The organism is Variovorax paradoxus (genome assembly GCF_029919115.1).
Classification (GTDB): domain Bacteria; phylum Pseudomonadota; class Gammaproteobacteria; order Burkholderiales; family Burkholderiaceae_C; genus Variovorax; species Variovorax paradoxus_O.
This window is the reverse complement of record NZ_CP123990.1, coordinates 5497081-5523637: the sequence shown is the minus strand read 5'-3', so window position 1 is coordinate 5523637 and position 26557 is coordinate 5497081. Positions and strand designations below refer to the sequence as shown.

Sequence of the window (26557 nt, the reverse complement as noted above, 5' to 3'; positions counted from 1 at the left end):
GCGGCCGTGGCAAGCGCCAATAATGGCGTCATGACCGCTCTTCCAATCGTTGCCAGACGTTTCTTCTTCGCGCCTTTTCTTTTCCTGTTGCTGCTGGTCCCGGCAATGGGTCGAGCGCAAGATCGCGCCCAGGCCCTGCTGCAATTCGAAGGCGTGCAGGCCCGCTACCAAGCGGCCTATGCGCCGGGCGCCGTGGCGCGCGATGCACGCGAGTTGCTGGAGCCCGCCGACCAAGCCATTGCCGACCACGCACTCAAGGCGCTGGACGCGGCTGCTGCGCGCTCTTTCGATGTGGCGGCATCCGTCGCCGCCATCCAGCAGGAGGTCGCGGCTGCCGGCAAGGGTGCAGCTGCGCCAAGCCCGCAGGTAGTGGCGGCGGTGACCCGCTTCGCGCAGCTGCGTGCCGACTACGCCGCGAAGGACCAGGCGGCCAAGTTCGAGTTTTTCAACCGCGAGCGCGCGAAGCCGGCCGATCCCGCGCGCACCGAGCTTCTCGAGCGCATGGCCGCGGCCGACATGCGAGAGGTCGATTTTTCGAGCCAGCTGCTGCTGAGTTCCGTCGTCAAGCAGCTGGCCCGGGGGAATGCCGGCCAGTTCACATCGCTGCCCGACCGCACGCTCGACATGGCGGTGGACACATTGTGGTCGCGCGGCGTTACGTCGCCGCGTCCACGCAATCTGTTGACTGTGGCGCGCGAACTCGAAAAGCAGGTGACGCAGGCGCTGCTCGCGGCATTGCCCGATGCGGATGTGGCCGCCTTGCTCGCCTGGCGCAACGACCCGCAGGCCGCGGCCGAGCGCGAAGCGCTGGTGGGCAGCTACCGCGCCGAGGTCAAGGCGAGCGGCGCCGTGGCGATCCGGACGATGGTGCGCGGCTGGCCGCGTTCTTGACCGCAGCGCGTGCGGTGCCGTATTTGTCGGGTGCCGCGGCATAGGGCATGAAGCGGCTCTGGTTCTCGTCCACATCGAGCGGGCGGCCGACGAACGGAAAGGCGCGCTGCGGGCAGGCTTCCCGTTCGCACACCTTGCAGCCTGCGCCGATGGGTGTCGGCACGTCGGGGTCGCGCAGGTCCAGGCCCTTGGAGTAGACGAGCCGCGTCGCATGGCTGATGTCGCAGCCCAGGCCGATGGAAAAAGTCTTGTTGGGCGAGCCGTAGCCGCGGAACCCGTGCGACACCGTGCGCGCAATCCAGAGATAGGCCCGGCCGTCAGGCATGCGCGCCAGTTGGGTGAGCACGCGCCCGGGCTGCGCAAAGGCTTCGTACACATTCCATAGCGGACAGGTGCCCCCGGTCTTCGAAAAGTGGAAGTGCGTGGCCGATTGCCGCTTGGAGATGTTGCCCGCGCGGTCGACGCGAATCAGAAAGAAGGGCACGCCGCGCGCGTCGGGGCGCTGCAGTGAACTCAGGCGGTGGCAAATGGTCTCGAAGCCCACGCCGAAGCGCCTCGCCAGCTGGTCGATGTCGTAGCGAAGCTGTTCGGCCGCCTCGAGAAAGATCATGTAGGGCAGGAGCAGGGCGGCGGCAAAGTAGTTGGCTAGGCCTATGCGCGCGAGAGAGCGTGCGGTGTCGCTGGAGAGAGGCGCATCGGCCACGAGCTGGTCGATCAGGCCGCCCACTTCAAGGAGCGCGAGCTGCGTTGCAAGCTGAAAAGCGTGCTGGCCTGGCTCCAGGTAGCGCGAGAGCCGCAGCACGCGCGTGGCCGGGTCGTAGCGGCGTTGCGCGCCGCCTTCGTCGTCATCCGCCGGAATCACCTGCACGCCATGCGCTTCGAGCAGCCGCTGCGCCAGCCGGTCGCCCGGGTTGCCTTCGCGTAGCCGCCACTGCGTGGAGAAGGCCTCGGCCGCGGCATCGAGCGGCGCGATATGGTTCTGGTGTGCAAAGAAGAAGTCGCGCACCTCTTCGAAGGGCATCGGCCGCGCCTGCGGCATGCGCGCGAGGTCGCCGCGGCCGTCGCCCAGTTCGGCTGCCAGTGCTTCGAGCCGTTCGGTGGCGTCGCGGTGGCGCTGGTGCAGCGCCACGAGTGCGCGGCCCACGGCCGGCATTTGCGTGGCCACTTCGCGCAATTCGGCAAGCGCGACCGCATCGCCGCCCGGGTTGTCGGCCAGCGCTTCGCGCAGGCTTGCGACAAGGCGCGCCTCTTCGTCTTCGGAGAAGGCCTGGATGTCGACACCCAGCGTGGCATGCAGGCGCAACAGCACCGGCACCGTGAGCGGGCGCTGGTTCTGCTCGATCTGATTCAGGTAGCTAGGCGACAGGCCCAGCTGCTGCGCGAGCGCGAACTGGCTCAGGCCGCGCTCTTCGCGCAGGCTTCGCAGGCGCACGCCCATGAAGGTCTTCTTCATCGTCAATCCGTTCTTCGCAAGATTCGCAAAATTGCATGCAAGGTCTTCGCAATCATTCGCCAATTCAGTCCTTCATTATGGGCACGATCTTGCGTAAATTGCGAATATGAAAAGCGCACGCGGCACGGTCCGGCTGATCGAGGTGGTGTTCCCCGAACACACCAACCACTACGGCACCCTGTTCGGTGGGCAAGCGTTGCAGCTGTTGTCGAAGGCGGCGTTTCTTTCCGGCCGCGGCTTCGTGCGTGGCGACGTGGTGATGGCGCGGTGCGGCGAGGTGCTGTTCCATGCGCCCGTGCGGCTGGGGAGCACGCTGGTGCTCGACACGCACGTGTCGCGCGTGGGCCGCAGTTCGCTCACCGTGCGCGTGGCGGGCAGCGTGCAAGACGTGGCCACCGATGCGCTCACCCGTGTGCTCGACGGTGAATTCGAAATGGTGGCGGTCGATGCTGCCGGAAGGCCGGTGCGGCTGGCGAACCCGCCGCACTTTCATGAACAGACATTCGAGGAGACGGTATGACACTGATCGCAGAGAACGCGCCCGCCGCCGGCTTCAGGCCGAAGAAATCCGTCGCGCTTTCAGGCGTGACCGCGGGCAACACCGCGCTGTGCACCGTGGGGCGCACCGGCAACGACCTGCACTACCGCGGCTACGACATCCTCGACATTGCCGACGTTTGCGAGTTCGAGGAAATTGCGCACCTGCTGGTGCACGGCAAGCTGCCGACCGGCTCGGAGCTGCGCGCCTACAAGGGCCGGCTGAAGGCGATGCGCGGCCTGCCCGCGAGCGTGAAGGAAGCGCTGGAGCGCCTGCCCGCGAGCGCGCACCCGATGGACGTGATGCGCACCGGCGTCTCCGCACTCGGCTGCGTGCTGCCCGAGAAAGACGACCACTCGCTGCCCGGCGCGCGCGACATTGCCGACCGGCTGATGGCATCCCTCGGCTCGATGCTGCTCTATTGGTATCACTGGTCCACACAGGGCAAGCGCATCGAGGTGGAGACCGAAGACGATTCGATCGGTGCGCACTTCCTGCACCTGTTGCACGGCCGCGCGCCTTCGGCAAGCTGGGGGCGTGCAATGCACACCTCGCTCAATCTGTATGCCGAGCATGAGTTCAACGCATCGACCTTCACTGCGCGCGTGGTGGCGGGCACGGGCTCCGACGTGTATTCGGCCATTACCGGGGCCATTGGGGCGCTGCGCGGGCCCAAGCACGGCGGCGCCAACGAAGTGGCCTTCGAGATACAGAAGCGCTACGACACACCCGATGAGGCTGAGGCGGACATTCGCCGCCGGGTGGAAGCCAAGGAGGTCGTCATCGGCTTCGGCCACCCGGTCTACACCGTGTCGGACCCGCGCAATGCGGTGATCAAGCGGGTGGCCAGGCACCTTTCGGAAGAGGCCGGCTCCACCCGCATGTTCGACATTGCCGAGCGCATCGAAAGCGTGATGTGGAACGCCAAGAAGATGTTTCCCAACCTCGACTGGTTCAGCGCCGTGAGCTATCACATGCTCGGCGTGCCCACTGCCATGTTCACACCGCTCTTCGTGATTGCGCGCACCAGCGGTTGGGCCGCCCACATCATCGAGCAGCGGCAAGACAACAAGATCATCCGGCCCAGCGCCAACTACACCGGGCCCGAAGACCTGGCGTTCGTGCCGATTTCGGACCGCCGCTGAAGGCCTGCGCACAGCACCGCACCGTTTACCGCAACAGAGAAGAACCATGTCCGCTCACATCAGCAACGTCCGCCCCGAACCCGACCAGGTGCTGGTCGACATCGTCGACTACGTGCTCGACCACCAGCAGATCACCAGCGCGCTGGCATACGAAACAGCGCGCCACTGCCTGATCGACACGCTTGGCTGCGGCCTCGAGGCGCTGGAGTATCCGGCCTGCACCAAGCTGCTCGGTCCGGTCGTGCCCGGCACGGTGGTGCCGCATGGCGCCAAGGTGCCTGGCACGCCGTACCAGCTCGACCCGATCCAGGCCGCCTTCAACATCGGCACGATGATCCGCTGGCTCGACTTCAACGACACCTGGCTCGCGGCGGAGTGGGGCCATCCGAGCGACAACCTCGGCGGCATTCTTGCGACGGCCGACTGGCTCAGCCGCAATGCGGTGGCGGCGGGGCGCAAGCCGCTCGTGATGCGCGACGTGCTCACCGCCATGATCCAGGCGCACGAGATCCAGGGCTGCCTTGCGCTGGAGAACTCGTTCAACAAGGTCGGGCTCGATCACGTGGTGCTGGTCAAGGTGGCTTCGACGGCCGTGGTGGCGCGCCTGATGGGCTTGTCGCGCGACGAGATCGTCAACGCCGTGTCGCTGGCCTGGGTCGATGGGCAGAGCCTGCGCACCTACCGCCATGCGCCCAACACCGGCAGCCGCAAGAGCTGGGCTGCAGGCGACGCCACCAGCCGCGCAGTGCGCCTTGCGCTCATCGCCAAGACGGGCGAGATGGGCTACCCCAGCGTGCTCACGGCCAAGACCTGGGGCTTCTACGACGTGCTGTTCAAGGGCCGGCCTTTCAAATTCCAGCGGCCGTATGTAAGCTACGTGATGGAGAACGTGCTGTTCAAGATCAGCTTTCCGGCGGAGTTTCACAGCCAGACGGCGGTAGAGGCGGCCATGGCGCTGCATGCGCAGCTGAAGCAGGCCGGCAAAACGGTGGAGGACATCGAGCGCGTAACCATCCGCACGCAAGAGGCCTGCATTCGCATCATCGACAAGAAGGGTCCGCTCGCCAATCCGGCCGATCGCGACCATTGCATCCAGTACATGGTGGCGGTGCCGATGATCTTCGGCCGCCTTACTGCCGGCGACTATGAAGACAGCGTGGCGAGCGACCCGCGCATCGATGCGCTGCGCGACAAGATCGTGTGCGTGGAAGACTCGCGCTTCACGGCCGACTATCACGACCCCGAAAAGCGCAGCATCGCCAACGCGCTGACCATGGCTTTCAAGGACGGCACCAGTTTTTCGGAAGTGGTTGTCGAATACCCCATCGGCCACAGGCGCCGCCGCGCGGACGGCATTCCGCTGCTCGAGGCCAAGTTCCGCACCAACCTGGCACGCCGCTTCGCGCACAAGCAGCAGCAGGCCATCCTCGATGTGTCGCTCGATGCGAAGAAGCTCGAGGCCATGCCGGTACATGAGTATGTCGATCTGTATGCCGCCTGATCGATTGCCGCCTGATCCGATGCAAGCGAACACCGATTCCACCAAGAAGGTGCTGCGCCGCCTGGCCGAGGCGCGCCGCGGCGTGCTGGTGCCAGGGGCGTTCAACGCGCTTTCCGCCCGCGTGATCGAAGACCTCGGCTTCGAGGCGATCTACGTCACGGGCGCTGGCGTCACCAACATGCACTTCGGCCTGCCCGACCAGGCCTTCATGGGCTTGCACGAGATAGCGGAGCACACGGCGCGCATTCGCGATGCGGTGAACCTGCCGCTGCTGGTCGATGCCGACACCGGCTTTGGCAATGCGCTGAACGTGCGGCATGCGGTCCGCGTGCTCGAGCGGGCAGGGGCCGACTGCATCCAGCTCGAAGACCAGGTCAGCCCCAAGCGCTGCGGCCACTTTGCCGGCAAGGCGGTGATCGACACGGCCGAGATGCTCGGCAAGATCAAGGCCGCGGCCGATGCGCGCACCGATGCCGACATGCTCATCATGGCCCGCACCGATGCGGCGGCCGTGCACGGCTTCGAGGCGGCCGTCGAACGCGCGCAGCTGTTCAGCGAGGCCGGTGCCGACATCCTTTTTGTGGAAGCCGTGACGCAAGCCGACGAGGTGCGCGCCTTGCCTCGGCGGCTGGCCAAGCCGCAACTCATGAACATGGTGATCGGCGGCAAGACGCCGACCTTCGGCGCCGAAGAACTGGGCGCGCTCGGCTACGGACTGGTGCTGTATGCCAACGCCGCACTGCAGGGCGCGGTGGCTGGCATGCAACGTGCGTTGACGGTTTTGCGTGATACTCGCCGCCTCGACGAGGACCCGGCTCTCGTGGCTTCGTTTGCAGAACGGCAGCGCTTGGTTGGAAAACCCGAACTCGACGAGTTAGAAAAAAAATACGCAGGTTGAGCCAAATTTCTTAAACGAGATGTGCACTTTTGCACTCTCGTCAGAAAGTTCCGCGCCATTGTTTCAGTTTCATGAACACTGCGATTCGATTGGCTAGGGTTTTCCCTTGTAATCGTGGTGCAAACTTCAGGGCATCCAAAGCCCAATCAAGAAGGAAATTGAAATGAAGACCTCGAACATCCTCGCCGCCGCCGCTCTCTCCCTGCTCGCCGCCGCTGGCGCCCACGCAGAAACGTACGAAGGCGTGCAGCCTCTGACTTCCGGTTACAGCCGCGCAGACGTGGCACCCCAGGCCGCTGTCGCAGCCCGCGAAGGCAACGTGTACAGCGATGCCGCTTCGGCCACCGTGGCTCCCGTGCTCGCCGCTTCGACCGACCGCGCCGCGGTGCGCAGCGAAGCCGTTGCAGCCGCTCACGCACCGGGCCAGAACCTGCGCCGCGAAGCCTTCGCAGGCAGCGTGGTTCCCTCGCAAGCTCGCAGCTTCACGCGCCAAGCCGGCCTGTAAATCGGGCCAGGCGCGGGAACAGCGGCAACAAGCCGCCTGCTCCCGGCAACGCAAAAGCCGGACGATGCCTTAAAGGCATCGTCCGGCTTTTTGCGTTCTGCGCCGTGAACGGCGTGGGTAGGCCGCAGGGTAGTACGAAGCCTTTAAGGCATCGTCCGGCTTTTTGCGTTCTGCGCCGTGAACGGCGTGGGTAGGCCGCAGGGTAGTACGAACGGCCAGGCGGGGGAAACACGTGCGCCACGCGCTGCGCGCCAGTTCTAGGATGGCAGCTCCATCCCCTACGAAGGAGTTGCCATGCCTCTCTATCTGATCGAACGCACCTTTGCCGATCAACTCGAGGTTTCGCCCGAGGGCGCGGCCGGCATCATGCGCATCAACGACGATGTCGGGGTTCGATGGCTGTACTCGTTCCTGAGCGCCGACAAGAAGAAGACCTACTGCCTGTACGAAGCGCCCAGTGCCGAGTTGATCCGCGAGGCGGCGCAGCGCAACGGGCTGCCCGCCGATGTGGTGATCGAGGTCGACGAACTGCGACCGCCAGCGGTGCAGGGCGCGGCCGTTGCGGCGGCCTGAAGCTGGAGCCTACTTCGACCGCGGGTCGTCCGCCGGGTTGACGTAGGTCACGCCCCACGGCCCCGTGCCGTGAAGCTGCACCACGGTTTCCTCCTGGGTCCAGGCAAAGTGGGGCGTCTTGGCCTGCAGGATCATCATGCCGCCTGCGGTCACGGGCATCGACTTCTGCATGTCGAGCTTGTCGCCCAGGCCCATGTGGAAGGTGCCCGAGAGCACGGTCACCCGCTCCACAGCCGGATGCCAGTGCGACGGAATACGGTAGTTCGCCGGCACCCTGATGCGCACCGTGAAGGGCACGGCTTCGCTCATCGGACCCTCGAGCACCGCGAGTTTTGCGCCCGGCGGCAGCGAGGGAACGTCGGCCCATTTCAGGTCGGCGGGCGAAATCATCTGGTGGTCGGGGGTCTGGGCCCAGCTCGTTGCAATGGCGGCGAGCACTACGGCGCCGACGGCCCAGGCGACAAATGGTTGGCGTGTCATGGTCTTTTCCTTTTTTTGCGTGACCGGCGAAACGCCGCCGGGGCGCTGGCGAGGGCGCGGCTTGTCTACAGCCGCACCACATCGCCCTTGAGCGAATAAAGAATCGCGACCACTTCGTTCTTCTCGGCCTGGTCGTAGCCGTTCTTGGACATTGCCGCCAGGATGTCGTCGATGGCGGCGACCAGCTCCTGTTCGTTGATGTTCATTCCCTTGTGCGCGGTCACAAGGTCCTTGCCGGTGTAGCACTGCGGGCCGCCGCTGCCGGCGCATAGAAACTCGAACACGTGGCGCTCGATCTCCGGGCGGTTGCTGTTGGCGAAGCGGGCGCGAATCAGCGGGTTGCCGTAGTGGTTCTCGACGACGTCGGTGACGAGGCGCTGGATTCGCTCTTCGCCGCCGAGCCGTTCATACAGGGTTGCGGGCATATGAAGCACTCCTTCTGGTTGCCGACCCGGCGGCGCCGGGCCTGGAACAGACCATAGGACGGGCCGCTCGCCCGCACATCGCCAGAATTGACCATTTGGGCCGCGTGCAGCCGATGGCTACCGGCCGGCGAGGGCCGCCGAACCTTCGGCCGCCACGCTATGGCGGTGCGCCCAGGCCGCTGCTTCGGTGCGGCTGCGGCAGTCGGTCTTGGAAAGAATGTGCCGAACATGGTGCGCCACCGTGTGCGGGCTGATGAACAGGCGCTCGGCAATGGCCTGGTTGGTGTGGCCGGCGCTCAAGAGGCGCAGCACGTCGACCTCGCGCCGGCTCAAGCCCTCGGGTGCAGCAGGAGATTCGGCGGCGGTGCCTTCGAGCTCGCGCTGCAGCGCTTCACAGCGCCGGGCGAGGCTGGCCATGCCGAGGTCGCGGGCTATCGCCAACGCCGCGTCGAGTTGCGATGTGGCCGCGGCCGCATCAGCTTTGCCATCGCCGCGCCGCGCCAGCCACCGCGCCCATTCGAAGCGGCTGTGCGCCAGCCAGGGCCGGCCGCCGCCTTGCTCGTCCAGCGCGGCCGCGGCAGCAAAATGGCCCGCGGCGTTTTCGCCGTCGCCCATCAGCGCAGCGAGCATGGCGCGGTAGCGGTCGACCGCACCGAAGCATGCGATGTTGGTACCGGTGACCACGTTGCGCCCCGCATAAGGCGCGAGCAACCGGTACAGCGTTGCTGCGCGCGGCACGTCGCCAAGCCGCGCACAGACCTCGGCGGCAAAGACGATGTTGGTGAGCCACATGCCGTCGCGGGCAATGCCGGCGAAGCCGTCGGCCGCGAGTGCCTCGTAAGCTTCGCGGGCGGGCTCGTGAAGGTCGAGTTCGGCGCAGATGAGCGCGAGGCCCGGCTGCCACAGGCTGCTGCGCGGCACGCTGCCGACCAGCCCGCGCAGCACCGGCAGCACCTCGCCCAGACGGCCTTGCTGGCGCCGCAGCACGAAGATCTGCAGGCTGTAGGCACCATGCGCATTGCTTGCAAGAAAGCGCTGCCCAAGCGTGAAGGTCTCGCCGGCCAGCCTTTCGGAATCCGCGAAGCGGCCTTCGTAGGCCGCAAGCAGCGTGAGGCTGGCCAGGCCCATGGCCTGCATGAAGGGCTGGCGGATGGCGTCGGCCACCCGCGCATGCACCTGCGCCAGCGAACGTGCGGAGTCGAGCGATCCCTTTTCGACCAGATCGCCGAAATGCCAGCCCGTGAGCGAGTCCACCCATTCGAGATGGCCTGCGCGTTCGGCCACTGCCAGGCCCTCGCATGCGCAGCGCAGGCGCTCGTCGAGCTGCTCGGGGTAGCCGCGGGCCGGCAAGATAGCGGCCAGCGCCTTGAACAGCGGCTGCGGCAATGCCAGTTCGCGCGCCAGCGCCACCGCGCTGCGCTGGGCGGCGTTGGCCTGCTCCTGGCGGCCGCAGAAGATGCAGGCGCGGCACAGCGCGGCGAGCAGGTCGACCCGGAGCGCGGCATCGAATCGATCGGCCGCCGCAAGCGCTTCTTCGAGCAGGGCCGCCGCCTCTTCGCCGGGGTGGCTGATGCGCCAGCCGTTGTTCTCGAAGCCGAGCGCCGCCCGCGCGAACATTCCGGCGTCGCCGAGTGCGCGTGCCAGCGTGGCGGCTTCCAGGAAGGTGGCAGCGCCGGCCTCGTTTTCGCCGGCATGCATCTGCACCGCGCCAAGCGCGAGCAACAGCGTGCCATGCAGAGCGCGTTCGGCCGGCAGCCAGCGCTCCTGCAACTGCAGCGCAAGCTTGTAGCAGCGCAACGCCTCTTCGTACGCCATCAACGCAACGGCCTGCGCCGCGGCGCGCTGCGCGACATCCAGAGCGCGCGCGGGGCTGCCCACAGGCAATGCCGCGGCTGCGTGGTAGGCCAGTTGCGCCAGCGCTGCATCAGGATTGCCGGCGTGGCGCGCCTCGAGCGACTCGGCAATGCGCCCGTGCAGCGCAACGCGGCGCGCGGCGGGCAACTCGTCATAGAGCACTTCGCGCACCAGCACGTGGCTGAACTGGTACTGCGCACCGGACGGCGATGTTTCGATGATGCGGTGCGACAGCGCTTCGTCGAGCCTGCCCAGCAGTTCGGCTTCGCCACCGGCCAGGCTGGCCAAGTCTGCAAGCAGCGGCAGGTCGAAGCCGCGGCCAATGCAGGCGGCGATAGAAAGCAGTTCGCAGCAGGGCGCCGAGAGCCGGTCGAGCCGCCGGCCGATCACCGCGCGAATGCCGTCCGGCACGGTTTCGGCCAAGGTCGCGGCCGCATGCGGGTCGGCTCCGCAAGGGCCCTGGAGCAGGAAGCGCAGCGTTTCGACCAGGTACAGGGGATTGCCTTCGGTGCGGCGGTGCATGGTGGCAATAACCGCGGGCGGCGGCGTCACCGCGCTTGCCGCGGCGACCATCCGCTCGGTTTCTTCCAGGCTCAGCCCCTGCAGTGGCAGGCGGCAGAACTGCCGCGTGTTCAGCAGCTCGGCCAGCGTTGCGGCCAAGGGGTGCTGGCGCGATACATCCATTTCGCGGTAGGAGCCGAGCAGCACGATGCGGCTTTCAGCGAGCTCCTGCCCGATGAAAGCCAGGAGCCGCAGCGAAGATGCATCGGCCCAATGCAGGTTGTCGAGAATCAGCAGCACCGGGCGCACGGTGGCCACCTGGCGCCAGAAGTGCGCGACCGCGGCAAACAGCCGAAAGCGCGCCTGGTCGCCTTCGCCGATGGCCGGCACCGCGGTGCCGGGCGGCAGCCGTTCGGCGAGTTCGGGTGCAATCTCGACCGCCGCGGCGGCGTCGCGTCCGAGCAGCGCCGGCAGGCGCTCGTCGCGGCAGGCCCGAAGGCAGGCCTGCATTGCGCGCGTCCAGGGCAGGAACGGCGGTGCGCCTGGTTCCTCGAGGCAGCGGCCCCACAAGGTGAGCATGCCGCGCCGCACTGCCAGGGTTGCCGCTTCCTGCGCCAGCCGGGTCTTGCCGATGCCGGCCTCGCCGCTGAGCATGACCAGGCGCCCATGCCCCGCCAAGGCGCCGCCGAGCGCATCGTGCACCAGCTGCAATTCGCTGCGGCGCCCCACGAAGGGCTCTGTCGCGCCGGCTGCCGCGGGGCTCGCCACCGGCGCCGCGCCGCAGGCCGGGCATGGCGCGTCGGCATGCAGGCAAATGCGCCCGCAGCGGTGACAAGCAATCCGGTCCAGCGTGGCCATGCCGCTCCTTGTGCTTTTTCCGGCCATGGGCCGGAATGGGGAGTCTGCGCGCGGCAAGCGCCGGTAGAACTTGGGACTTACGCCACACCGGACTGGAATCTGGCTGACGATGCAAGGCAGGCCTTCGGATCGGCACTCGAAAACGGCCGGTTACCAGCCGCCGCGTTACCGGAAGTTTCACTGGGCGGGAGGGTTGGTCGGGGGCGTCCAGGCGGGGTGGCCGGTGTAGACTGCCAGGTTTTTCGTTCTGGGGTATGGCGCACGTTTCACAGCGCACAGTTTTCAATGGTTCGGCGCTTGTTCGCTTGCTTTCGCGACTGGCCGACACGGACCTGCGCGAACCCCGGCAAGCCACCGCGGACCGATTGAGCCAATGGTTCGGCTGGACCGACGCCATTTCGCTGTCCGCGGCGCTGGACGGCGTTCCGGCGGCTGCTTCTTCACGGCTGCGGCCTGGCGCGAACGCCGAGGAGCGGGAGTGCGCCGGTGCGCGCACCGCGCTGGCCAAGGCCATTGCCGAAGACGCCGCCGTGGCGGCAGCGGCCGAGTTCGCGCCGTTTCGCCGCCGCTACTTCGCACTGCAGCAAGCCATGGAAGCGGGCATCGGCCCGTTGCGCGGGCGCCTTCGGGCCGCGCTGGCAGCCAGGTCGCCGGCCATGGCCCGGCTGGCGGCGGTGGACGTGGTCATGGAGCAGGTGCTGGCCTCGCGCGAGCACAGCCTGCTGGCCGGCGTGCCCGCGCTGCTCGAGAAACATTTCACCCGCTTGAGCGGGGACGGCCTGCTGACGGCAGCCGAACCCGCCAGCGAGGCCCAGCCCGGCGAGTGGCTGCATGTGTTCCGCAAGGACATGAAGAACGTGCTGCTCGCCGAACTGGACTTCCGATTTCAACCCGTCGAAGGGCTTCTTGAAGCCTTTCGCGAGGCAACCAGAGTGCCATGACCAGATTTCTTCAATACGCTGTTTTTGCCGCCGGCCTTGCCGCCGTGTGCTGGGTTGGCGCGGGCTACGTCGGCTCCAACCATCCGCTGGCGCTTTCGATCACGGTGCTCGTCGCTGCGTTCTACCTGATGGGCGTGGTGGAGCTGCATCGCTTCAGGCAGGCCACCTCCACCCTGGCCAGTGCAGTGTCGCGGTTGACCGAAGCCCCGGCCAACCTGGGCTCGTGGCTGGAGCAGCTGCATCCGTCTCTGCGCAATGCGGTGCGCCTGCGCATCGAGGGCGAGCGCGTCGGCTTGCCCGGGCCGTCGCTCACGCCGTACCTTGCCGGACTGCTTGTGCTCTTGGGCATGCTGGGCACTTTTCTCGGCATGGTGGTGACGCTGAACGGCACCGGCATGGCGCTGGAAAGCGCGACCGACCTGCAGGCCATCCGCGCCTCGCTCTCCGCGCCCGTGAAGGGCCTGGGGCTGGCGTTCGGCACCTCGGTGGCCGGCGTCGCAGCGTCGGCGATGCTGGGTTTGGCCTCAGCGCTGTGCCGGCGCGAGCGGCTGCAGGCCGGGCAGATGCTCGATACGAAGATTGCGACCACCTTGCGCGTGTACTCGCTGGTGCATCAGCGCGAGGCGTCGTTCCAACTGCTCGAACAGCAGGCCCAGGCCATGCCTGTGCTGGTCGACCAGCTGCAAGCCATGCTGGCCGCCATGGAGCGGCAGAGCCAAGCGTTGAACGAGCGCCTGATCACCAGCCAGGAGCATTTCCACAGCAAGGCCGAGGCGGTGTACGCCGGCCTGGCCTCGTCGGTCGACCAGTCGCTGAAGCAGAGCCTGACCGAAAGCGCCCGCATCGCCGGCGCAACGATCCAGCCGGTCGTCGAAGCCACCATGGCCGGCATTGCGCGCGAGACCGCCTCCTTGCATGGCACGGTCGCGCACACGGTGCAGCAGCAGCTCGAAGGGCTTTCGAGCCGCTTCGAGGCCACCACGGCCACCGTGGCCGATACGTGGAAGGCCGCGCTGGCCGAACACCAGCGCAGCAATGAGACGTTGGCAGTGGACCTGCGCGTTTCGCAGGAGCGCTTTGCCGAAACCTTCGAACAGCGCTCGGCTTCGCTGGTGGATACCGTGTCCGCGCGGCTCGAGAAAACAGTGGGCAGCGTATCCGACACTTGGAGCAGCGCGCTCGCAGAGCACCAGCGCGCCAGCGAAAAGCTGTCGGGCGGCACGCAACAGTCCCTCGCGGCGGCCGCGGCCACCTTCGAGCAGCACTCGGCTTCGCTGCTGCGCACGGTGGGCGCGGCGCATGCCAGCCTGCAAACCGACATGGCGTCGCGGGACGAGCAGCGGCTGTCGGCGTGGACCGAGGCACTCTCGTCAATGGCTGCATCGCTGCAGCAAGAATGGCAGCAGGCCGGCGCGAACACGGCCAGCCAGCAGCAACAGCTCTTCGAAACGCTGGCGCAAACCGCGCGCGACATGTCGGCCCAGGCGCAAGCGCATGCGAAGAGCACGGTCGAAGAAATCGCACAGCTGCTGCAAGCCGCTTCGGATGCACCGCGCGTTGCGGCCGAAGTGGTGGCCGAACTGCGGCAGAAGCTCTCCGACAGCATGGCGCGCGACAACGCAATGCTGGAGGAGCGCAGCCGCATCATGGAAACGCTCGGCACCTTGCTCGACGCCGTGAACCATGTCTCCACCGAGCAACGCTCGGCGGTCGATGCACTGGTCGGCGCCTCGGCCGACGTGCTCGAACGCGTGGGCAGCCGCTTCACCGAAAAGGTCGAGGCCGAAACCGGAAAGCTCGAGAGCGTTGCCGCGCAGATCACCGGCAGCGCGGTCGAGGTGGCAAGCCTCGGCGAAGCCTTCGGGTTTGCAGTGCAGCAGTTCAGCGAATCGAACGACAAGCTGGTGGCGCATCTGCAGCGCGTCGAAGGCGCGCTCGGCAAATCCATTGCGCGCAGCGACGAGCAGTTGGCCTACTACGTTGCGCAGGCGCGGGAGGTCATTGACCTCAGCATCATGTCGCAGAAGCAGATCGTCGAAGACCTGCAGCAGATTGCCAGCCGGCAAGCCGCGGTGGGCAGCGAAGCATGATGGGTGAAGAAGCCGACGGCGGACTGGAACCGAGCGTTCCGGTATGGGCGGTGTTCGGCGACCTGATGGCGGGCCTGGTCGGCGCGTTTGTGCTCATTCTCGTGGGCGCGCTCGGCATGCAGCTGGACCTTGCGGCCAAGCTCGAGGCCGAAGTGCAGCAGCGGCAGGCCGAAACGCAGCGCCGCGAAGCGCTCGAACAAGCGTTGGCCGGGCCACTCGCGGCGGGCCGCGTCACGCTGAACAACGGGCGCATCGGCATTAGCGGCAGCGTGCTGTTCGCCTTCAACTCCGCCGACCTGCAGCCTGAAGGCCGCCAGCTGCTCAAGAGCCTGGCCGCGCCGGTGGCGGCCTACCTCAAGGCACGCGACGAGGTGCTGATGGTGAGCGGCTTCACCGACGACCGGCAGATGCGGCAGTCGAAAGACGGCAACCGCCCCTTCGCCGACAACTGGGAGCTCTCGGCCCAACGCGCATTGACGGTCACGCGGGCGCTCATCGAAGAGGGCATTCCCTCGTCGTCCGTGTTTGCCGCGGCATTCGGCTCCGAGCAGGCGGTCGCGTCCAATGCCGATGCCGAAGGCCGCTCGAAGAACCGGCGTGTGGAAATGGCGCCCACGCCAAGGCAATCCAACGCCACCACGAAGCGGCCGTGAGCGAACAGGTCGATCCCATCGAGATGATCGGCGCCTGGCGGGCGCAGGGGCAGCATCGCGCGGACCCGGTGCGCTTTCATTTCATGGAGGCGTTGGCCAGGCGTACGGCTGCGCACCAGGGAGAGGCGAGGCGCATCCTCGATGAGAAGCTCGCCGGCCTGGCTGCGGCCTACGGCAGGAATCTTGAAAAGGCGCAGGGCGTGGACAGTGCCGTGAAACGACTGCCTGCAGGCGCACCCGCTCGCGGCGCGCTCGCGGAACTGGTCGACCATATTGCGCAGCATGCGCCGGCCATTGGCGGCAGCACCGCGGCGGCGGCAGAAGACACGCTGCACGGCCTTGCGCCGGCGCCCGCCGAGCTGAAGAGCCTCAAGTTCTTCAAGAGCACCTGGTCGCGGCTCAGCGCCGAGCGGCGGCTCACGCAGTCGCTCGCCAAGGTGCCCGAGAACGCCGGCCCGCTCAACTCGCACCACCTGGTGCACCGGTCGCTGCTGTTGATGCGCGACTTGTCGCCGGAATACCTCAACCGCTTCATGACCTATGTCGACACCCTGTTGTGGGTCGATCAGCTGAACGGTGCCGGTGCCGCGGCGCCCGTGAATGCGCCGCGCGCCGAGACCTCGAAGAAATCCGCGCGCGGCAAATCCGCCTGACGCTGAGATCGAGGCGGCTGCACGGCTAGCGCAAGCCGTGCGTGCGAATCACGGCCTTGAGCCGCCGCACCTCGTGCTGCAGGTCGAGAATCAGCGCGGCCGCATCGAGACCGACGCCAAAGTCGCGCTCCAGCCGCCGCGCCTCGAGTGCGCATTGCAGGTCGCTGCTCGAGAATTGCCAGCGCTCGGGCGGCGCCTCGGCGGTAGAAATCTGCACGATGCCCACCTCGACGAGCTGCACCACCCATTCGGTGTCGGCGCCGCAGGCATGGGCCAACTCGCTCGCGGCGAGCGGCTGCGACGCGCTGATGGCTGTTGTGACGGAAACGGTCGCCATGCTCACACTCCCAGATGCTGGCGTGGGTTGAACGAAGCCGATGCCTGCGCCAGTTGCTCGTAGGCCTTGCGGGCGGCCTCGCTGTCGGCCGGGGGCAGGGCAATGTCGAGCAGCAGGTACAGGTCGCCGGGCTGCTTGCCGCCCAGGCCGCGGCCCTTGAGCCTGAGCTTGAGGCCGCTGCGCGCGTTGCGCGGCACGGTCACCTCGACCGCACCGCCGGTGGGCACCGGCACCTTCACTTGCGCGCCGAGTGCGGCTTCGGTCGGGGTGACGGGCAGCGTCATGTAGAGGTCGCGCTCTTCGACGCGGTAGAGCCTGTGCGGCGCAATGCGCACTTCCAGGTACAGGTCGCCGGCCGGCTCGCCACCATGGCCGGGCATCCCCTGCCCGGCAAGCCGGATGAACTGCCCCGGATGCATGCCGGGCGGGATCTTGACGCTGAGCGTGCGCGTCTTGAGCGCGGGGCGGCCCTGCGCGTCGATTTCCTGCGCGCGCAGCGTGATCTCGCGCTCGGCGCCGTTGAGCGCGTCTTCAAGGGAGATCTCGATGGCCGCATGATGGTCTTCGCCGCGCGCGCGGTAGTTGCGCCTTGCCGCGCCACGCCGCTCGGCTTCGCCGAAGAGCGAGGAGAAGAAGTCGCTGAACTCCGCGTGGTCGGCCGGCCCTTGCCCCGGGCCGCGGTGAAATTCGAAGCCGGTGTCCCAGTCCGGCGGCGGCTGAAAGTCGCCCTCGGGGTGCCCGCCGCGGGCCACGCGGTCGGCCAGTGCGTCGTAGGCGGCGCGCTTTTCCTTGTCGCGCAGCACGTCGTTGGCTTCGTTGATGTCGCGCATGCGCTTCTCGGCGTCGGCTTCCTTGCTGACGTCGGGGTGGTACTTGCGTGCAAGCTTGCGGTAAGCCTTGCGCACCTCGTCCTCGGACGCGGTGCGTTCAATGCCAAGCGTGCTGTAGTAGTCCTTGAATTCCATGGCTGTCGGTTCGAGTGGATGCCGACCAGTGCTCGCCCGGGCCGTCTACGCCAGGGCCGAGTCCCCGTCGGCATGCCGCAGCAGCGGCGTTACAGCCCATGTAGGGCCGCTGCGCGAAAAACGCAATGGCTGGGCATTGCCGAGCAGGCCCAGGTCGATGGGCACGCCGATCAGCGCGGCCAGCGCATAGAGCGTGCCGCCGTGGGCCACCACCAGAACCGGTGCGGGCTGCGCCAGCGCTTCGTCGAGCGCCTGCCTCTTGCGCGCCACGAACTGCGCAAGGGTTTCGCCGCCGTCGGGTTCGCAGGCCCAGTCGATGTTGACGGATGAGGTGCCGATGAGCGCGCCGAAGTTGCGCTCCCGGAGTGCGGCCTGCGGCGTGGGCTCGATTCGGAGCACCGCCGCCACGGTATGCGCGGTGTCGTGGGCGCGCCGCGCGTCGCTGCAGACGATGGTGCGGATCGGCTCGCTGGCCAGCAGCTGGGCGGCGCGGGCCGCCTGCTGGAGCCCGAGCTCGCTCAGCGGCTCGTCCACGGCCTGGAAAATGCGTTGCGCATTGCGGCCGGTCTGGCCATGGCGCAAGAAGTAGAAGTGATCGCAGGCGGGCGCAAGCGGCTGCTCCGCGGCAATGCTCACCAGTTGATCGAGGCCGGCGGTCGCGCCGTGGGGGAAGGGGGGCTGTGACATGGATCTGATTCAACCGAACTTCATGCCCTTCGGCCGAGCCTGGAGCCGGTTGATGTAGGCATCGATCTTCGGCCGGTTGGAGCGCCCGCCAAAGGCACGGTGCCAGATGAACATCGAGCCGATCATCACGTCGGCCGCGGTGAACCGCGCACCGAAGAGATAGGGGCCTTCACCCAGTTCGCGCTCCACCGCGTCCTTGGCCTGCTCGAAGTTGGTCCAGCCGCGCGCGCTGTTGTTGCTGCGCACCCCCAGCAGGCTGTCGCCCATCGCGGGCTCCAGCTGCGCGGTCGAGTAGACCATGAGCGACAGGTAGCGGCCTCGGTCGGGCGAATCCGCCGGCGGCGCCAGCCGGGCCTGCGGAAATTTGTCGGCCACGTACATGCAGATGGCCGCGTTCTCGAACACGCGTGTACGGCCGTCCACCAGTGCCGGCAGCTTGCCCGCCGGGTTGATCTTCAGGTACTCGGGCCTCTTGTGCGCCTTTTCGCGGATGAGGGTGGTCACGATTTCGTATTCCACACCTGCTTCGTCGAGCATCCACTTCGCAACCTGCGAACGGCTTTGTGGGTCGAAGTACAGCTTCAGCATCGAAGGGTCTCCTTTCAGCGGATGGGCGGTCAGAACTTGGGAATGCGCAGTGTCTTGCTGATCATGAGCGTGCCCGAGAGCGCAAAGAGCAGCGTGAGCGGATGCAGCTGCCACGGGCCGAGCATCCAGGCGCCGCCCCACACCGCATCGCCGATGCGGCCTTGCCAGGCGGCCCAGGCCAGCACGCCGACCAGCACCACGCTGGTCGGGATGGGCGTGCCTTCGAAGTACTTGACCTTGTCGGCGCCCGCGGAAAGCGCTTCGGCCGTGACGTTGTAGCGTGCGAGCCGGCTCACGCCGCAGCCGACGAAGTAGATCAGCAGCACGCAGTCCCAGCCGCCGTCCAGGCCCGCCGCAAAGGCGAGCGCGGCGGGCGCCACGCCGAATGAGATCACATCGGCCAGCGAGTCGAGCTCGCGCCCGAGGGCAGAGTGGGTTTGCCGCCAGCGCGCAATGCGGCCGTCGAACACGTCGAACACGAAGGCGGCGGGCGCCAGCGCGGCGGCCCAGAGAAACTGCGCAAGCGACTGGCTCGCCATGAAGGCCATGGCAAGGAACACCGCGCCCACGCCGCACGCGGCATTGCCGAGCGTGAACGCATCGGCCAGGTGAAAGCCGCGGATCATGGAGAAATGCTTGTGGGCCGGTGCGGAGGAGGGGGTGGTCATGGGGTGCTTCGGAGTCTGCGAATGCACCGCACCTTAACGCAAGCGGGGCCGCTTGCCTGTAGTCGCCATCCGACTCCGGCTCAGGCCGGAAGCCGGGCCTCGTAGGCTTTTTCGAGCTCCGCGTGGTTGCTCCAGAAACCCCGGGGCTTGCGCTCGTGCAACACGTCGTCCAGAACGTCCAGATGCGCGTGCCAGCCGCCCGCAACGCTGAGCGTTTCCTTGCGGTCGGGCAGGCGGCGATGCGTGAGCACCAGGTGTGTCGAGTCGCCCCGAGGCGTGAACTCGAAGCTCACCTCGGACGCGGTGGCGCTTTCGCTGCCCCAGCTGATGGTCAGGCGTTTCAGTGGTTCGAGCGCCACAAGCCGCGATTTCTGCAAGATGGGGTTGCGGCAGTCGGCAAAGCGATCAGGTGCCACTTCGCCGGAAAGGCTGGTGTGATCGAAGCGCAGTTCGAACACGCCGCCGCTTTTTTCGGCCATGGTGCCGCCGGCCAGCCACCTCGCGCGCTTGTCGGGGTCGATGAAATAGGCCCACACGCGCTCGACGGGTGCGGGCAGGGTGCGCTCCATGCGCAGGGTGCCGGGTTCGATCAGGGTTCCGAGGCTGCTCGTGGTCATCGCTTGCTCCTTGAATGGAAAGGGAAAGAACTTCACTGGCGGGATGCTTCGCGCCGCAGCTCCTGCTCCAGCGCGTCCAGATGGCTGTTCCAGAAGCCTTCGTAGTACCGCAGCCATGCGTTGGCCGATGCGAGCGCCGCCGGCTCCAGCCGGCAAACGTGCGCGCGGCCCTGCACCGTGCGGGAGACCAGGCCGGCGCGCTCCAGTGCCTTGACGTGTTTCGAGGCGCCCGCAAAGGACATTCGAAACGGTGCGCCTAGCTCGCCCACACTGCACTCGCCCTGCGCCAGCAGCTGGAGCATCGTGCGCCGTGTGCTGTCGGCCAGGGCATGGAACACGGCGTCGAGCCGTTCGTCGTCTAGTTCAACCATGAGGTTGAATATAGTCGCACTGAGAAAGTTATTCAACCAGAAAGTTGAATGAATTGCGCGGTTACACCCGATACAGGCGAGACGCGGTTGCACCGCCTGGCGCTGGAGCCTGGGCAATCGCGCTCCTACGATTGCCTTCGTTCCATTCACTCAGCTCAAAGACAAATGAAATCCTTCGCCAATCGCCGAATCTTTTTGCTAGCCGCATCCGCGCTGCCGCTGGCCAGTGCCTGTACCGCCTGGTCCGCAAAGGCGCAGCAGGCCGCATCGGCAGAAGCACAGCTTGCGGCGCTCGAAAGCTCCGTGGGCGGGCGGCTGGGCGTGGCCGCGCTGGACACCGGCAGCGGCGCGCGCGTGCAGCACCGCGCCACCGAGCGCTTTCCGCTGTGCAGCACCTTCAAGACCATGCTGGCTGCAGCCGTTCTTGCGCGCAGCGAGCGCGACGGCAGCCTGCTCGAGCGCCGCGTGCGCTACAGCAAGGGCGACTTGTTGCCCAATTCGCCCATTACCGGCAAGCACCTTGAAGAGGGCATGACGGTTTCCGCCATGTGCGCTGCCACCATCCAGTACAGCGACAACGCGGCAGCCAACCTGCTGATGAAGATTCTTGGCGGCCCCGCCGCGGTGACTGCGTACGCGCGCTCCATCGGCGACCAGACCTTCCGGCTCGACCGCTGGGAGACCGAACTCAACAGCGCCATTCCGGGAGACCTGCGCGACACCACTTCGCCCGAGGCCATGGCCGCCAGCCTGCAGCGGCTGGTGCTGGGCGACGCGCTCGGTGCAGCGCAACGCAGCCAGCTCGAAACCTGGCTCTTGGGCAACACCACCGGCGCCGCCCGTATTCGCGCCGGCGTGCCAGCCGACTGGAAGGTGGGCGACAAGACGGGCCTGGGCTCCTATGGCAGCAACAACGACACCGGCGTGCTGTGGCCGCCGTCGGGCGCTCCGGTGGTGCTGGCGGTCTACCTTACCTTTCCCAAGGAAGATGCGCCGGCCCGAAACGACGTCATTGCATCGGCAGCGCGCATCGTGGTGAACGCACTGCGGGGCTGAGCGCGCGGCTTACTCTTCGCTCGTCCATTCGACCTGCACGCCCAGGCTGCGCAGGTTCTCGACGAAACGCGGGTGGGCGCGGCGAATGGGCGCGGCGTTGCGGATTTCGGAGCGGCCTTCGATGCTGGCCGCAACCATGAAGAGCGCAATGGCCACGCGGATGATGTAGGGGCTCTCGACCACGGCCGGCGTCAGCGGGCTGCCGCCGAAGCTGATGAGCCGGTGCGGATCCGACGAGAACACATGGGCGCCGAACTTGGAGAGCTCGCTGGTCCAGCCCAGCGCGCCGTCGTACACCTTGTTCCAGAACATCGCATTGCCCTGGGCACGCACGCCCAGCGCGATGAAGATGGGCAGCAGGTCGACCGGAAAGTAGGGCCACGGCGCGGCCTCCACCTTGGTGAGCACGTTGCTCGTGAAGGGCGTCTGCACCTTCAGCGGGCCGCTGCAGGTGGCGCGCGACCAGCCGTCTTCGTGCGTGACCGTGACGCCGAACTTGGCGAAGGTGCGGTCGATCAGCGGAAAGTTCCCAGGTGCGCTGTTGCGCACGACCACGTCGCCACCCGTGATGGCGCCCAGCGCCAGGAAGGTGGTGATCTCGTGAAAGTCTTCGTCGAAGCGGAATTCCCCGCCGCCGAGGGCATTGCCGCCGTGCACCGTGAGCCGCGAAGTGCCGATGCCCTCGATGCGCACGCCCAGCATCGTCATGAAGCGGCAGAACTCCTGCACATGCGGCTCTGAAGCGGCATTGGTGAGCGTCGACGTGCCCTTGGCCGCCGCCGCGCACAGCACAAAGTTTTCGGTTGTGGTGACGGAGGCGTAGTCGAGCCAGTGTTCGGTGGGGGCAAGGGCCCCGTCGCAACGCACGAGCAGAGAGCCGCTGGCGCGCTCTACCTTGCCGCCAAAGCGGCGGAACACGTCCACGTGCGGATCGATCTCGCGCACGCCCAGCGTGCAGCCCTTGACGTTGTCTTCGAGCCGCGCAATGCCGAAGCGCGCCAGGAGCGGCGGCACCAGCATGATCGACGAGCGCATTTCCTCGGGCAGCCGGTCGCGTGCGGCATCGAACACCGTGTCGCGGTGGTGCAGCTCCAGCGTGCCGGTGGCGTGGTCCATGCGCGCTTCGCTGCCGAGGCTGCGGAAGATGTCGAGGATCTTTCGCACGTCGGTGATGTCGGGCACGCCGTGCAGCCGCAGCGGCTCACGCGTGAGCAGCGTGGCGCACAGCACCGGCAGCACGGCGTTCTTGTTGGCGGAGGGAGTGATGCGGCCGCGAAGCGGCGTACCGCCGTGCACGATGAGATTGGACATGGAAATACGGGGCGGAAACGAACCGGAGAAATGAGTGCCGGAACTGTACCCGCCGGGCGGCTTGCGCTGAGCGCGCGAAAGTGAACTATTCCGCGTTCAGCTGTTCCGCCACTTCGCGCCGGCCCAGGCCCCGCACCGACGCGAGGCCCTCCAGCTGTGCCTTGCGGGGGCGCGCCTTGCCTTGTTCCCACTTGTAGATGGTCTGGCCGGTAACGCCTACCAGCTTGCCGTACGCCGCCGCCGAGAGCCCGAGCTTTTCGCGGTGCGAGGCGAGCCGGGTGGCGCTGAACCGGCGGGACGGACCCGAATCTGCGCCATCGTCCGAGTCGCCCGCCGGGGCGGCGCTCGAGGACATCTTCAGCGCGCGCCGCAACTCCCTCTCCAGTTTCTCGACCTGCCGGCGCAGCGCGGCAATGGAGGCACGGTGATGCGTGGAGGCTTTTTTGAGCGTTTCGATCTCTGTGCGAACTTCCTTGCGGGCGACACGGGAAATCTCGGTTTTGAGGATGGAGGCAATATTTGGCATGGGCGCATTTTGCACACCTTGCGCCAAGCTGGACCGGAAGGTAATGAAAAATGCTTATTTTCTGGTCAGAGCACGTACTGGCCTACCGAGATGAAATGGCTCGCCGTGCCCGCAAGCACGAACAGGTGCCAGGTGCCGTGCGCATGCCGAAACCCGCGACGGTTTCGGTAGAACACCGTGCCTACCGTATAGAGCAATCCGCCCGCCAGCAGCCAGGCCAGGCCGCCGCCATCGAGCCGGGCAGCCAGCGGCGCAGCGGCCAGCACGCCGAGCCAGCCCATGGCGATGTAGAGCGCCAGCGGCGGCTTGGAGGCCGCGCTGTCCGCCTGCAGCAGTTCGCGCCCGATGCCGAAGAACGCGGCGCTCCACACCGCGGCAAGCAGCAGCCAGCCCCAGGTGCCCTGCAGCGTGACGAGCGCGAAGGGCGTGTAGGTGCCCGCAATCAGCAGGTAGATGGCGCAGTGGTCGACCCGCTCCCAGAAGCGCTTCAGCCGCCCGCGCGTGCTGTGGAACAGCGTGGATGCGGCATACAGCAGCGCGGCCGAGAGCGAGAACACCAGCGCACCGCCAATGCGCGCGGCATCACCCGTGGGCAAGGTCTTGGCAAGGAAGAGAACGGTGGCCACAAGGGCAAGCACCAGGCCCAGCAGATGGCTGTACCCATTGAGACGTTCGCCGGGGTACATCGCGTGGAGTGCAGCAGTCCTGGTCGGAAAAGGGGAGGCAAAGGCCAGCGGATGCTAGGCCGCCCCCATGACCGCACGGTGACTCCGATGCGTGTTCACGCGGCCGTGCCGAAGCGCTCCGCATAGAGCTGCGCAATCCAGTCGATGAACACCCGCACGCGCGGCGACAGCTGCCGGTGGTGCGGGTACAGCACCGAATAGACCATGGGCGGGCAGGGCGTGTGCGCCAATATCTCGACCAGCGAGCCCTCGTGCAACTGGCGCTCCACACTGAAGCGCGGCACCTGGATGATCCCGCAGCCCTGTTCGGCGCAGATCTTGTAGAGGTCGGCGTTGTTCACGCTGATCCAGTCCTTGAGCATGTACGTCTCGAGCGTGCCATCGACCATGAACTCGTACGGAAACACCTCGGGCCTCGAAGCCGAGAAGAAATTGACGCCGAGGTGCCTCGCAAGCTCGGACGGCTGCGTGGGCGTGCCGTACTCGGCCAGGTAGCCCGGGCTTGCGCAGGTCACTTGCGTCAGCAGCGCCAGGCGCCGGGTGACAAGCGACGAATCCTTCGGCTCGCCCGCGCGCACCACGCAATCGACACCTTCGCGCAGCAGGTCCACAAGACGGTCGCCGCTGCCCATGACAAGCTCGATGTGCGGATAGCGCTCGTGAAACTCGCGAATGCGGGGCAGCACGATGGCCTGCGCCGGCGCGCCGTGGATGTCGATGCGCAGGCGCCCGCGCGGGTTGACCGCCAGCTCCGACAGCGAAGACTCCGCCTCCTCCAGTTCGCGCAGCAGATGGCGGCAGCGCTCGTAGAAAGCCTGCCCGTCGACGGTGGTGCGCACCTGCCGCGTGGTGCGTTCCAGAAGGCGCACGTGCAGCCTGGCCTCCAGCTCCTTGATGGCATGCGTGGCCGTGGCACGCGGAATGTCGAGCGCGGCCGCGGCCTGGGTAAAGCTGCCCAGATCGACGATGCGGGTGAACAGCTGCATGGCGTCGAAGCGGTCCATGGGCTCCTCGGATTGTTGAGTCTCATTGAATTGTATTGGCGAGATTTGCGTATTTATTCGCTCATACAGAACAGAGAAACTTTCCATCCGTCCTTCAAGAAGACCAAAAGGAAAGCCCCATGAACCAACCTCAGCAACGCCCGACAGGCCCGGTGCCTGTTGTCAGTGGCTTCAACTTCAGCCGCCGCACGTTCATGATGACCACGGCGGTGGGCGCGGGTGCCGCGGCTTCGTCCGCCACTGGCACGGCTGCGGAAACCGGCAGCGCCACACCGCTCTACGGCGGGGGTTCCCAGGAGACCCGCGTCACCATCAACGGCAAGCCCCACCAACTGAAGCTGGAGCCGCGCGCATCGCTGCTCGACGTGCTGCGCGAGCAACTCGGCCTTACCGGCGCCAAGAAGGGCTGCGACCATGGCCAGTGCGGTGCTTGCACGGTGCATGTGGACGGCCGCCGCGTCGCCTCGTGCCTGACGCTGGCGGTGAAGACCGACGGCTGCGCCGTCACCACCATCGAGGGCATTGAGTCGGCCGACGGCACGCTCCACCCGATGCAGCAGGCCTTTCTGGACCACGATGCGCTGCAGTGCGGCTACTGCACGCCCGGCCAGATCATGGCGGCCATTGCCTGCGTGCGCGAGGGCCACGCCGCCAGCGAAGCGCAGATCCGCGAATACATGAGCGGCAACATCTGCCGGTGCGGTGCCTATACCGGCATCGTCGAAGCGATCCGCGAGGCGGCGCCGCAAGTGCTTCGCATGGAAGGCCGCATGGAGGGCAGCCGCCATGCATGACTTTGCCTACCTTCGCCCGCGCAGTACCGGCGAGGCCGTGCAACTGCTGGCCCGGCACCAGCCCGGCGCGCGCTACTTCGCAGGCGGCACCACGCTGTTCGACCTGATGAAGCTCGGCGTTGAAGCGCCGGCCACGGTGATCGACATCACCCGCATTGAAGGCCTGCGCCAAGTCGACACCACGAGCCGCGCCGAACTGCGCATCGGCGCGCTCGCGGCCATGAGCGACGTGGCCGAGAACGCCACGGTGCAGCGTGAGTTCCCGGCCCTGTCGGAATCGCTCTGGAAGGCCGCCTCGCAGCAGCTGCGCAACATGGCGACCGTGGGCGGCAACCTGCTGCAGCGCACGCGCTGCGCCTACTTTCGCGGCGGGCCCGAATTCGCCTGCAACAAGCGCGTGCCCGGCAGCGGCTGCGCCGCAATGGGCGGGCAGAACCGCGGCCATGCAGTGCTTGGCGGCAGCGAAGCCTGCGTGGCCGTTTATCCCGGCGACTGGGCGGTTGCGCTGGCGGCGTTCGATGCGCTGGTCGACACCGTGAGCCCGCGCGGCGAACGCACGGTGCCGGTGCGCGAACTGCATCGCGCGCCGGGGACCACGCCGCACCTGGAAACGGTGCTTGCGGCCGACGAACTGATCGTGCGCATCCGCGTACCGCGCGGGCCCATCGGCCGGGCCTCGACGTACCACAAGATCCGCGACCGCGAGTCCTACGCCTTTGCGCTTGCATCGGCGGCGGTTGCACTGGAGATCAGGGGCAACCGTGTGGCCGACGCGCGCATTGCGCTGGGCGGCGTGGCCACGCATCCGTGGCGAGCGGAGCAGGCGGAGCGCAGCCTGGTCGGCCAGCCATTCACTCGGGCGGCCGCACGGCGTGCCGCCGAGCTTGCCTTCGAGGGCGCAAGGCCGCTCGCGCACAACGCGTTCAAGGTGGCGCTAGGCATCGAAACGGTGACCGACGCGCTGATGCTGGCCAGGGAAAGGAACTGA

At 67.1% G+C, this 26557-nt stretch carries 29 protein-coding genes; 14 read left to right on the top strand and 15 right to left on the bottom strand.

Features of this window, described 5'->3' with window-relative positions; genetic code table 11:
• The first annotated feature begins 30 nt into the window (after positions 1-30).
• Positions 31-891, top strand: coding sequence for a hypothetical protein (locus tag QHG62_RS26370; protein ID WP_281148537.1), 861 nt, complete (start codon positions 31-33; stop codon positions 889-891).
• Here QHG62_RS26370 and QHG62_RS26365 read toward each other — a convergent pair.
• The gene (locus tag QHG62_RS26365; protein WP_281148536.1) at positions 833-2344 is read right to left on the bottom strand and encodes a short-chain fatty acyl-CoA regulator family protein; all 1512 of its coding nucleotides are present in this window, start codon (positions 2342-2344) and stop codon (positions 833-835) included. The two genes, QHG62_RS26370 and QHG62_RS26365, sit on opposite strands and share 59 nt — an antisense overlap.
• A 106-nt stretch (positions 2345-2450) precedes the next feature.
• Here QHG62_RS26365 and QHG62_RS26360 point away from each other — a divergent pair, with 106 nt between their 5' ends.
• The 6 genes from QHG62_RS26360 to QHG62_RS26335 all read left to right on the top strand — a co-directional run bounded on the left by QHG62_RS26360 (position 2451) and on the right by QHG62_RS26335 (position 7504).
• The gene (locus QHG62_RS26360; protein WP_281148535.1) at positions 2451-2864 is read left to right on the top strand and encodes an acyl-CoA thioesterase; all 414 of its coding nucleotides are present in this window, start codon (positions 2451-2453) and stop codon (positions 2862-2864) included.
• Positions 2861-4027, top strand: coding sequence for a bifunctional 2-methylcitrate synthase/citrate synthase (prpC, locus tag QHG62_RS26355; protein ID WP_281148534.1), 1167 nt, complete (start codon positions 2861-2863; stop codon positions 4025-4027). Before QHG62_RS26360 ends, prpC begins: the two co-directional genes overlap by 4 nt.
• A gap of 46 nt (positions 4028-4073) precedes the next feature.
• The gene (locus tag QHG62_RS26350) at positions 4074-5528 is read left to right on the top strand and encodes a bifunctional 2-methylcitrate dehydratase/aconitate hydratase (protein ID WP_281148533.1); all 1455 of its coding nucleotides are present in this window, start codon (positions 4074-4076) and stop codon (positions 5526-5528) included.
• A 19-nt stretch (positions 5529-5547) separates the two neighbouring features.
• Positions 5548-6426 (top strand): isocitrate lyase/PEP mutase family protein, encoded by an 879-nt coding sequence (locus QHG62_RS26345; RefSeq protein ID WP_281148532.1) that lies wholly within the window; start codon positions 5548-5550, stop codon positions 6424-6426.
• A gap of 163 nt (positions 6427-6589) precedes the next feature.
• Positions 6590-6931, top strand: a complete 342-nt coding sequence (locus QHG62_RS26340; protein WP_281148531.1) for an alpha/beta hydrolase — start codon at positions 6590-6592, stop codon at positions 6929-6931.
• A gap of 294 nt (positions 6932-7225) precedes the next feature.
• Complete coding sequence (locus QHG62_RS26335; protein ID WP_281148530.1) at positions 7226-7504, top strand: DUF4242 domain-containing protein; 279 nt, start codon at positions 7226-7228, stop codon at positions 7502-7504.
• A gap of 9 nt (positions 7505-7513) precedes the next feature.
• On the opposite strand, the gene QHG62_RS26330 is transcribed toward QHG62_RS26335, so the two are convergent.
• The 3 genes from QHG62_RS26330 to QHG62_RS26320 all read right to left on the bottom strand — a co-directional run bounded on the left by QHG62_RS26330 (position 7514) and on the right by QHG62_RS26320 (position 11622).
• Positions 7514-7984 (bottom strand): cupin domain-containing protein, encoded by a 471-nt coding sequence (locus tag QHG62_RS26330; RefSeq protein ID WP_281148529.1) that lies wholly within the window; start codon positions 7982-7984, stop codon positions 7514-7516.
• A gap of 65 nt (positions 7985-8049) precedes the next feature.
• The gene (locus QHG62_RS26325) at positions 8050-8409 is read right to left on the bottom strand and encodes a group I truncated hemoglobin (RefSeq protein ID WP_281148528.1); all 360 of its coding nucleotides are present in this window, start codon (positions 8407-8409) and stop codon (positions 8050-8052) included.
• A 117-nt stretch (positions 8410-8526) separates the two neighbouring features.
• On the bottom strand, positions 8527-11622 hold the full coding sequence (locus QHG62_RS26320; protein ID WP_281148527.1) for a helix-turn-helix transcriptional regulator: 3096 nt from the start codon (positions 11620-11622) through the stop codon (positions 8527-8529).
• Between the two features lie 254 nt (positions 11623-11876).
• Between QHG62_RS26320 and QHG62_RS26315 the strand changes: the two genes are divergently transcribed.
• The 4 genes from QHG62_RS26315 to QHG62_RS26300 are packed head-to-tail and all read left to right on the top strand — an operon-like array spanning position 11877 to position 15959.
• The gene (locus tag QHG62_RS26315; RefSeq protein WP_281148526.1) at positions 11877-12563 is read left to right on the top strand and encodes a DUF3348 domain-containing protein; all 687 of its coding nucleotides are present in this window, start codon (positions 11877-11879) and stop codon (positions 12561-12563) included.
• Complete coding sequence (locus tag QHG62_RS26310) at positions 12560-14653, top strand: DUF802 domain-containing protein (protein WP_281148525.1); 2094 nt, start codon at positions 12560-12562, stop codon at positions 14651-14653. The genes QHG62_RS26315 and QHG62_RS26310 overlap by 4 nt, the downstream gene beginning before the upstream one ends.
• Positions 14653-15306 carry an OmpA family protein gene (locus tag QHG62_RS26305; protein ID WP_281151826.1) on the top strand — a complete coding sequence of 218 codons (654 nt, stop codon included), beginning with the start codon at positions 14653-14655 and terminating at the stop codon, positions 15304-15306. The genes QHG62_RS26310 and QHG62_RS26305 overlap by 1 nt, the downstream gene beginning before the upstream one ends.
• Positions 15303-15959, top strand: a complete 657-nt coding sequence (locus QHG62_RS26300; RefSeq protein WP_432445562.1) for a DUF2894 domain-containing protein — start codon at positions 15303-15305, stop codon at positions 15957-15959. Before QHG62_RS26305 ends, QHG62_RS26300 begins: the two co-directional genes overlap by 4 nt.
• A 25-nt stretch (positions 15960-15984) precedes the next feature.
• Here QHG62_RS26300 and QHG62_RS26295 read toward each other — a convergent pair whose 3' ends face one another.
• From QHG62_RS26295 to QHG62_RS26265, 7 genes are all read right to left on the bottom strand, one after another.
• Positions 15985-16296 (bottom strand): chaperone modulator CbpM, encoded by a 312-nt coding sequence (locus QHG62_RS26295; RefSeq protein ID WP_207309866.1) that lies wholly within the window; start codon positions 16294-16296, stop codon positions 15985-15987.
• A 2-nt stretch (positions 16297-16298) separates the two neighbouring features.
• A complete protein-coding gene (locus QHG62_RS26290; protein ID WP_281148524.1) occupies positions 16299-17261 on the bottom strand; it encodes a DnaJ C-terminal domain-containing protein in 963 nt (320 codons plus the stop codon).
• Between the two features lie 45 nt (positions 17262-17306).
• Positions 17307-17948, bottom strand: a complete 642-nt coding sequence (locus tag QHG62_RS26285; RefSeq protein WP_281148523.1) for a histidine phosphatase family protein — start codon at positions 17946-17948, stop codon at positions 17307-17309.
• Positions 17949-17957: 9 nt separating this feature from the next.
• Positions 17958-18536: a glutathione S-transferase family protein gene (locus QHG62_RS26280; RefSeq protein WP_281148522.1), complete on the bottom strand. Its 579-nt coding sequence runs from the start codon at positions 18534-18536 to the stop codon at positions 17958-17960.
• A 29-nt stretch (positions 18537-18565) separates the two neighbouring features.
• A complete protein-coding gene (locus QHG62_RS26275; RefSeq protein WP_281148521.1) occupies positions 18566-19204 on the bottom strand; it encodes a CDP-alcohol phosphatidyltransferase family protein in 639 nt (212 codons plus the stop codon).
• Positions 19205-19284: 80 nt separating this feature from the next.
• On the bottom strand, positions 19285-19821 hold the full coding sequence (locus tag QHG62_RS26270; RefSeq protein ID WP_281148520.1) for an SRPBCC family protein: 537 nt from the start codon (positions 19819-19821) through the stop codon (positions 19285-19287).
• Positions 19822-19853: 32 nt separating this feature from the next.
• Positions 19854-20192, bottom strand: a complete 339-nt coding sequence (locus tag QHG62_RS26265) for an ArsR/SmtB family transcription factor (RefSeq protein ID WP_281148519.1) — start codon at positions 20190-20192, stop codon at positions 19854-19856.
• A 165-nt stretch (positions 20193-20357) separates the two neighbouring features.
• Between QHG62_RS26265 and bla the strand changes: the two genes are divergently transcribed.
• The gene (gene bla, locus QHG62_RS26260; protein ID WP_281148518.1) at positions 20358-21248 is read left to right on the top strand and encodes a class A beta-lactamase; all 891 of its coding nucleotides are present in this window, start codon (positions 20358-20360) and stop codon (positions 21246-21248) included.
• Between the two features lie 9 nt (positions 21249-21257).
• Here the strand turns inward: bla and QHG62_RS26255 are convergent, their stop codons facing one another.
• The 4 genes from QHG62_RS26255 to QHG62_RS26240 all read right to left on the bottom strand — a co-directional run bounded on the left by QHG62_RS26255 (position 21258) and on the right by QHG62_RS26240 (position 24775).
• Positions 21258-22559 carry a UDP-N-acetylglucosamine 1-carboxyvinyltransferase gene (locus QHG62_RS26255; protein WP_281148517.1) on the bottom strand — a complete coding sequence of 434 codons (1302 nt, stop codon included), beginning with the start codon at positions 22557-22559 and terminating at the stop codon, positions 21258-21260.
• 85 nt (positions 22560-22644) lie between these two features.
• The gene (locus tag QHG62_RS26250) at positions 22645-23085 is read right to left on the bottom strand and encodes a helix-turn-helix domain-containing protein (protein WP_281151822.1); all 441 of its coding nucleotides are present in this window, start codon (positions 23083-23085) and stop codon (positions 22645-22647) included.
• A 65-nt stretch (positions 23086-23150) separates the two neighbouring features.
• Positions 23151-23771 (bottom strand): PAQR family membrane homeostasis protein TrhA, encoded by a 621-nt coding sequence (gene trhA / locus QHG62_RS26245; protein WP_281148516.1) that lies wholly within the window; start codon positions 23769-23771, stop codon positions 23151-23153.
• 95 nt (positions 23772-23866) lie between these two features.
• Positions 23867-24775: a LysR family transcriptional regulator gene (locus tag QHG62_RS26240; RefSeq protein WP_281148515.1), complete on the bottom strand. Its 909-nt coding sequence runs from the start codon at positions 24773-24775 to the stop codon at positions 23867-23869.
• A gap of 119 nt (positions 24776-24894) precedes the next feature.
• Here QHG62_RS26240 and QHG62_RS26235 point away from each other — a divergent pair, with 119 nt between their 5' ends.
• Both QHG62_RS26235 and QHG62_RS26230 read left to right on the top strand, forming a co-directional pair.
• On the top strand, positions 24895-25569 hold the full coding sequence (locus QHG62_RS26235) for a (2Fe-2S)-binding protein (protein WP_281148514.1): 675 nt from the start codon (positions 24895-24897) through the stop codon (positions 25567-25569).
• Positions 25562-26557: an FAD binding domain-containing protein gene (locus QHG62_RS26230; RefSeq protein WP_281148513.1), complete on the top strand. Its 996-nt coding sequence runs from the start codon at positions 25562-25564 to the stop codon at positions 26555-26557. The genes QHG62_RS26235 and QHG62_RS26230 overlap by 8 nt, the downstream gene beginning before the upstream one ends.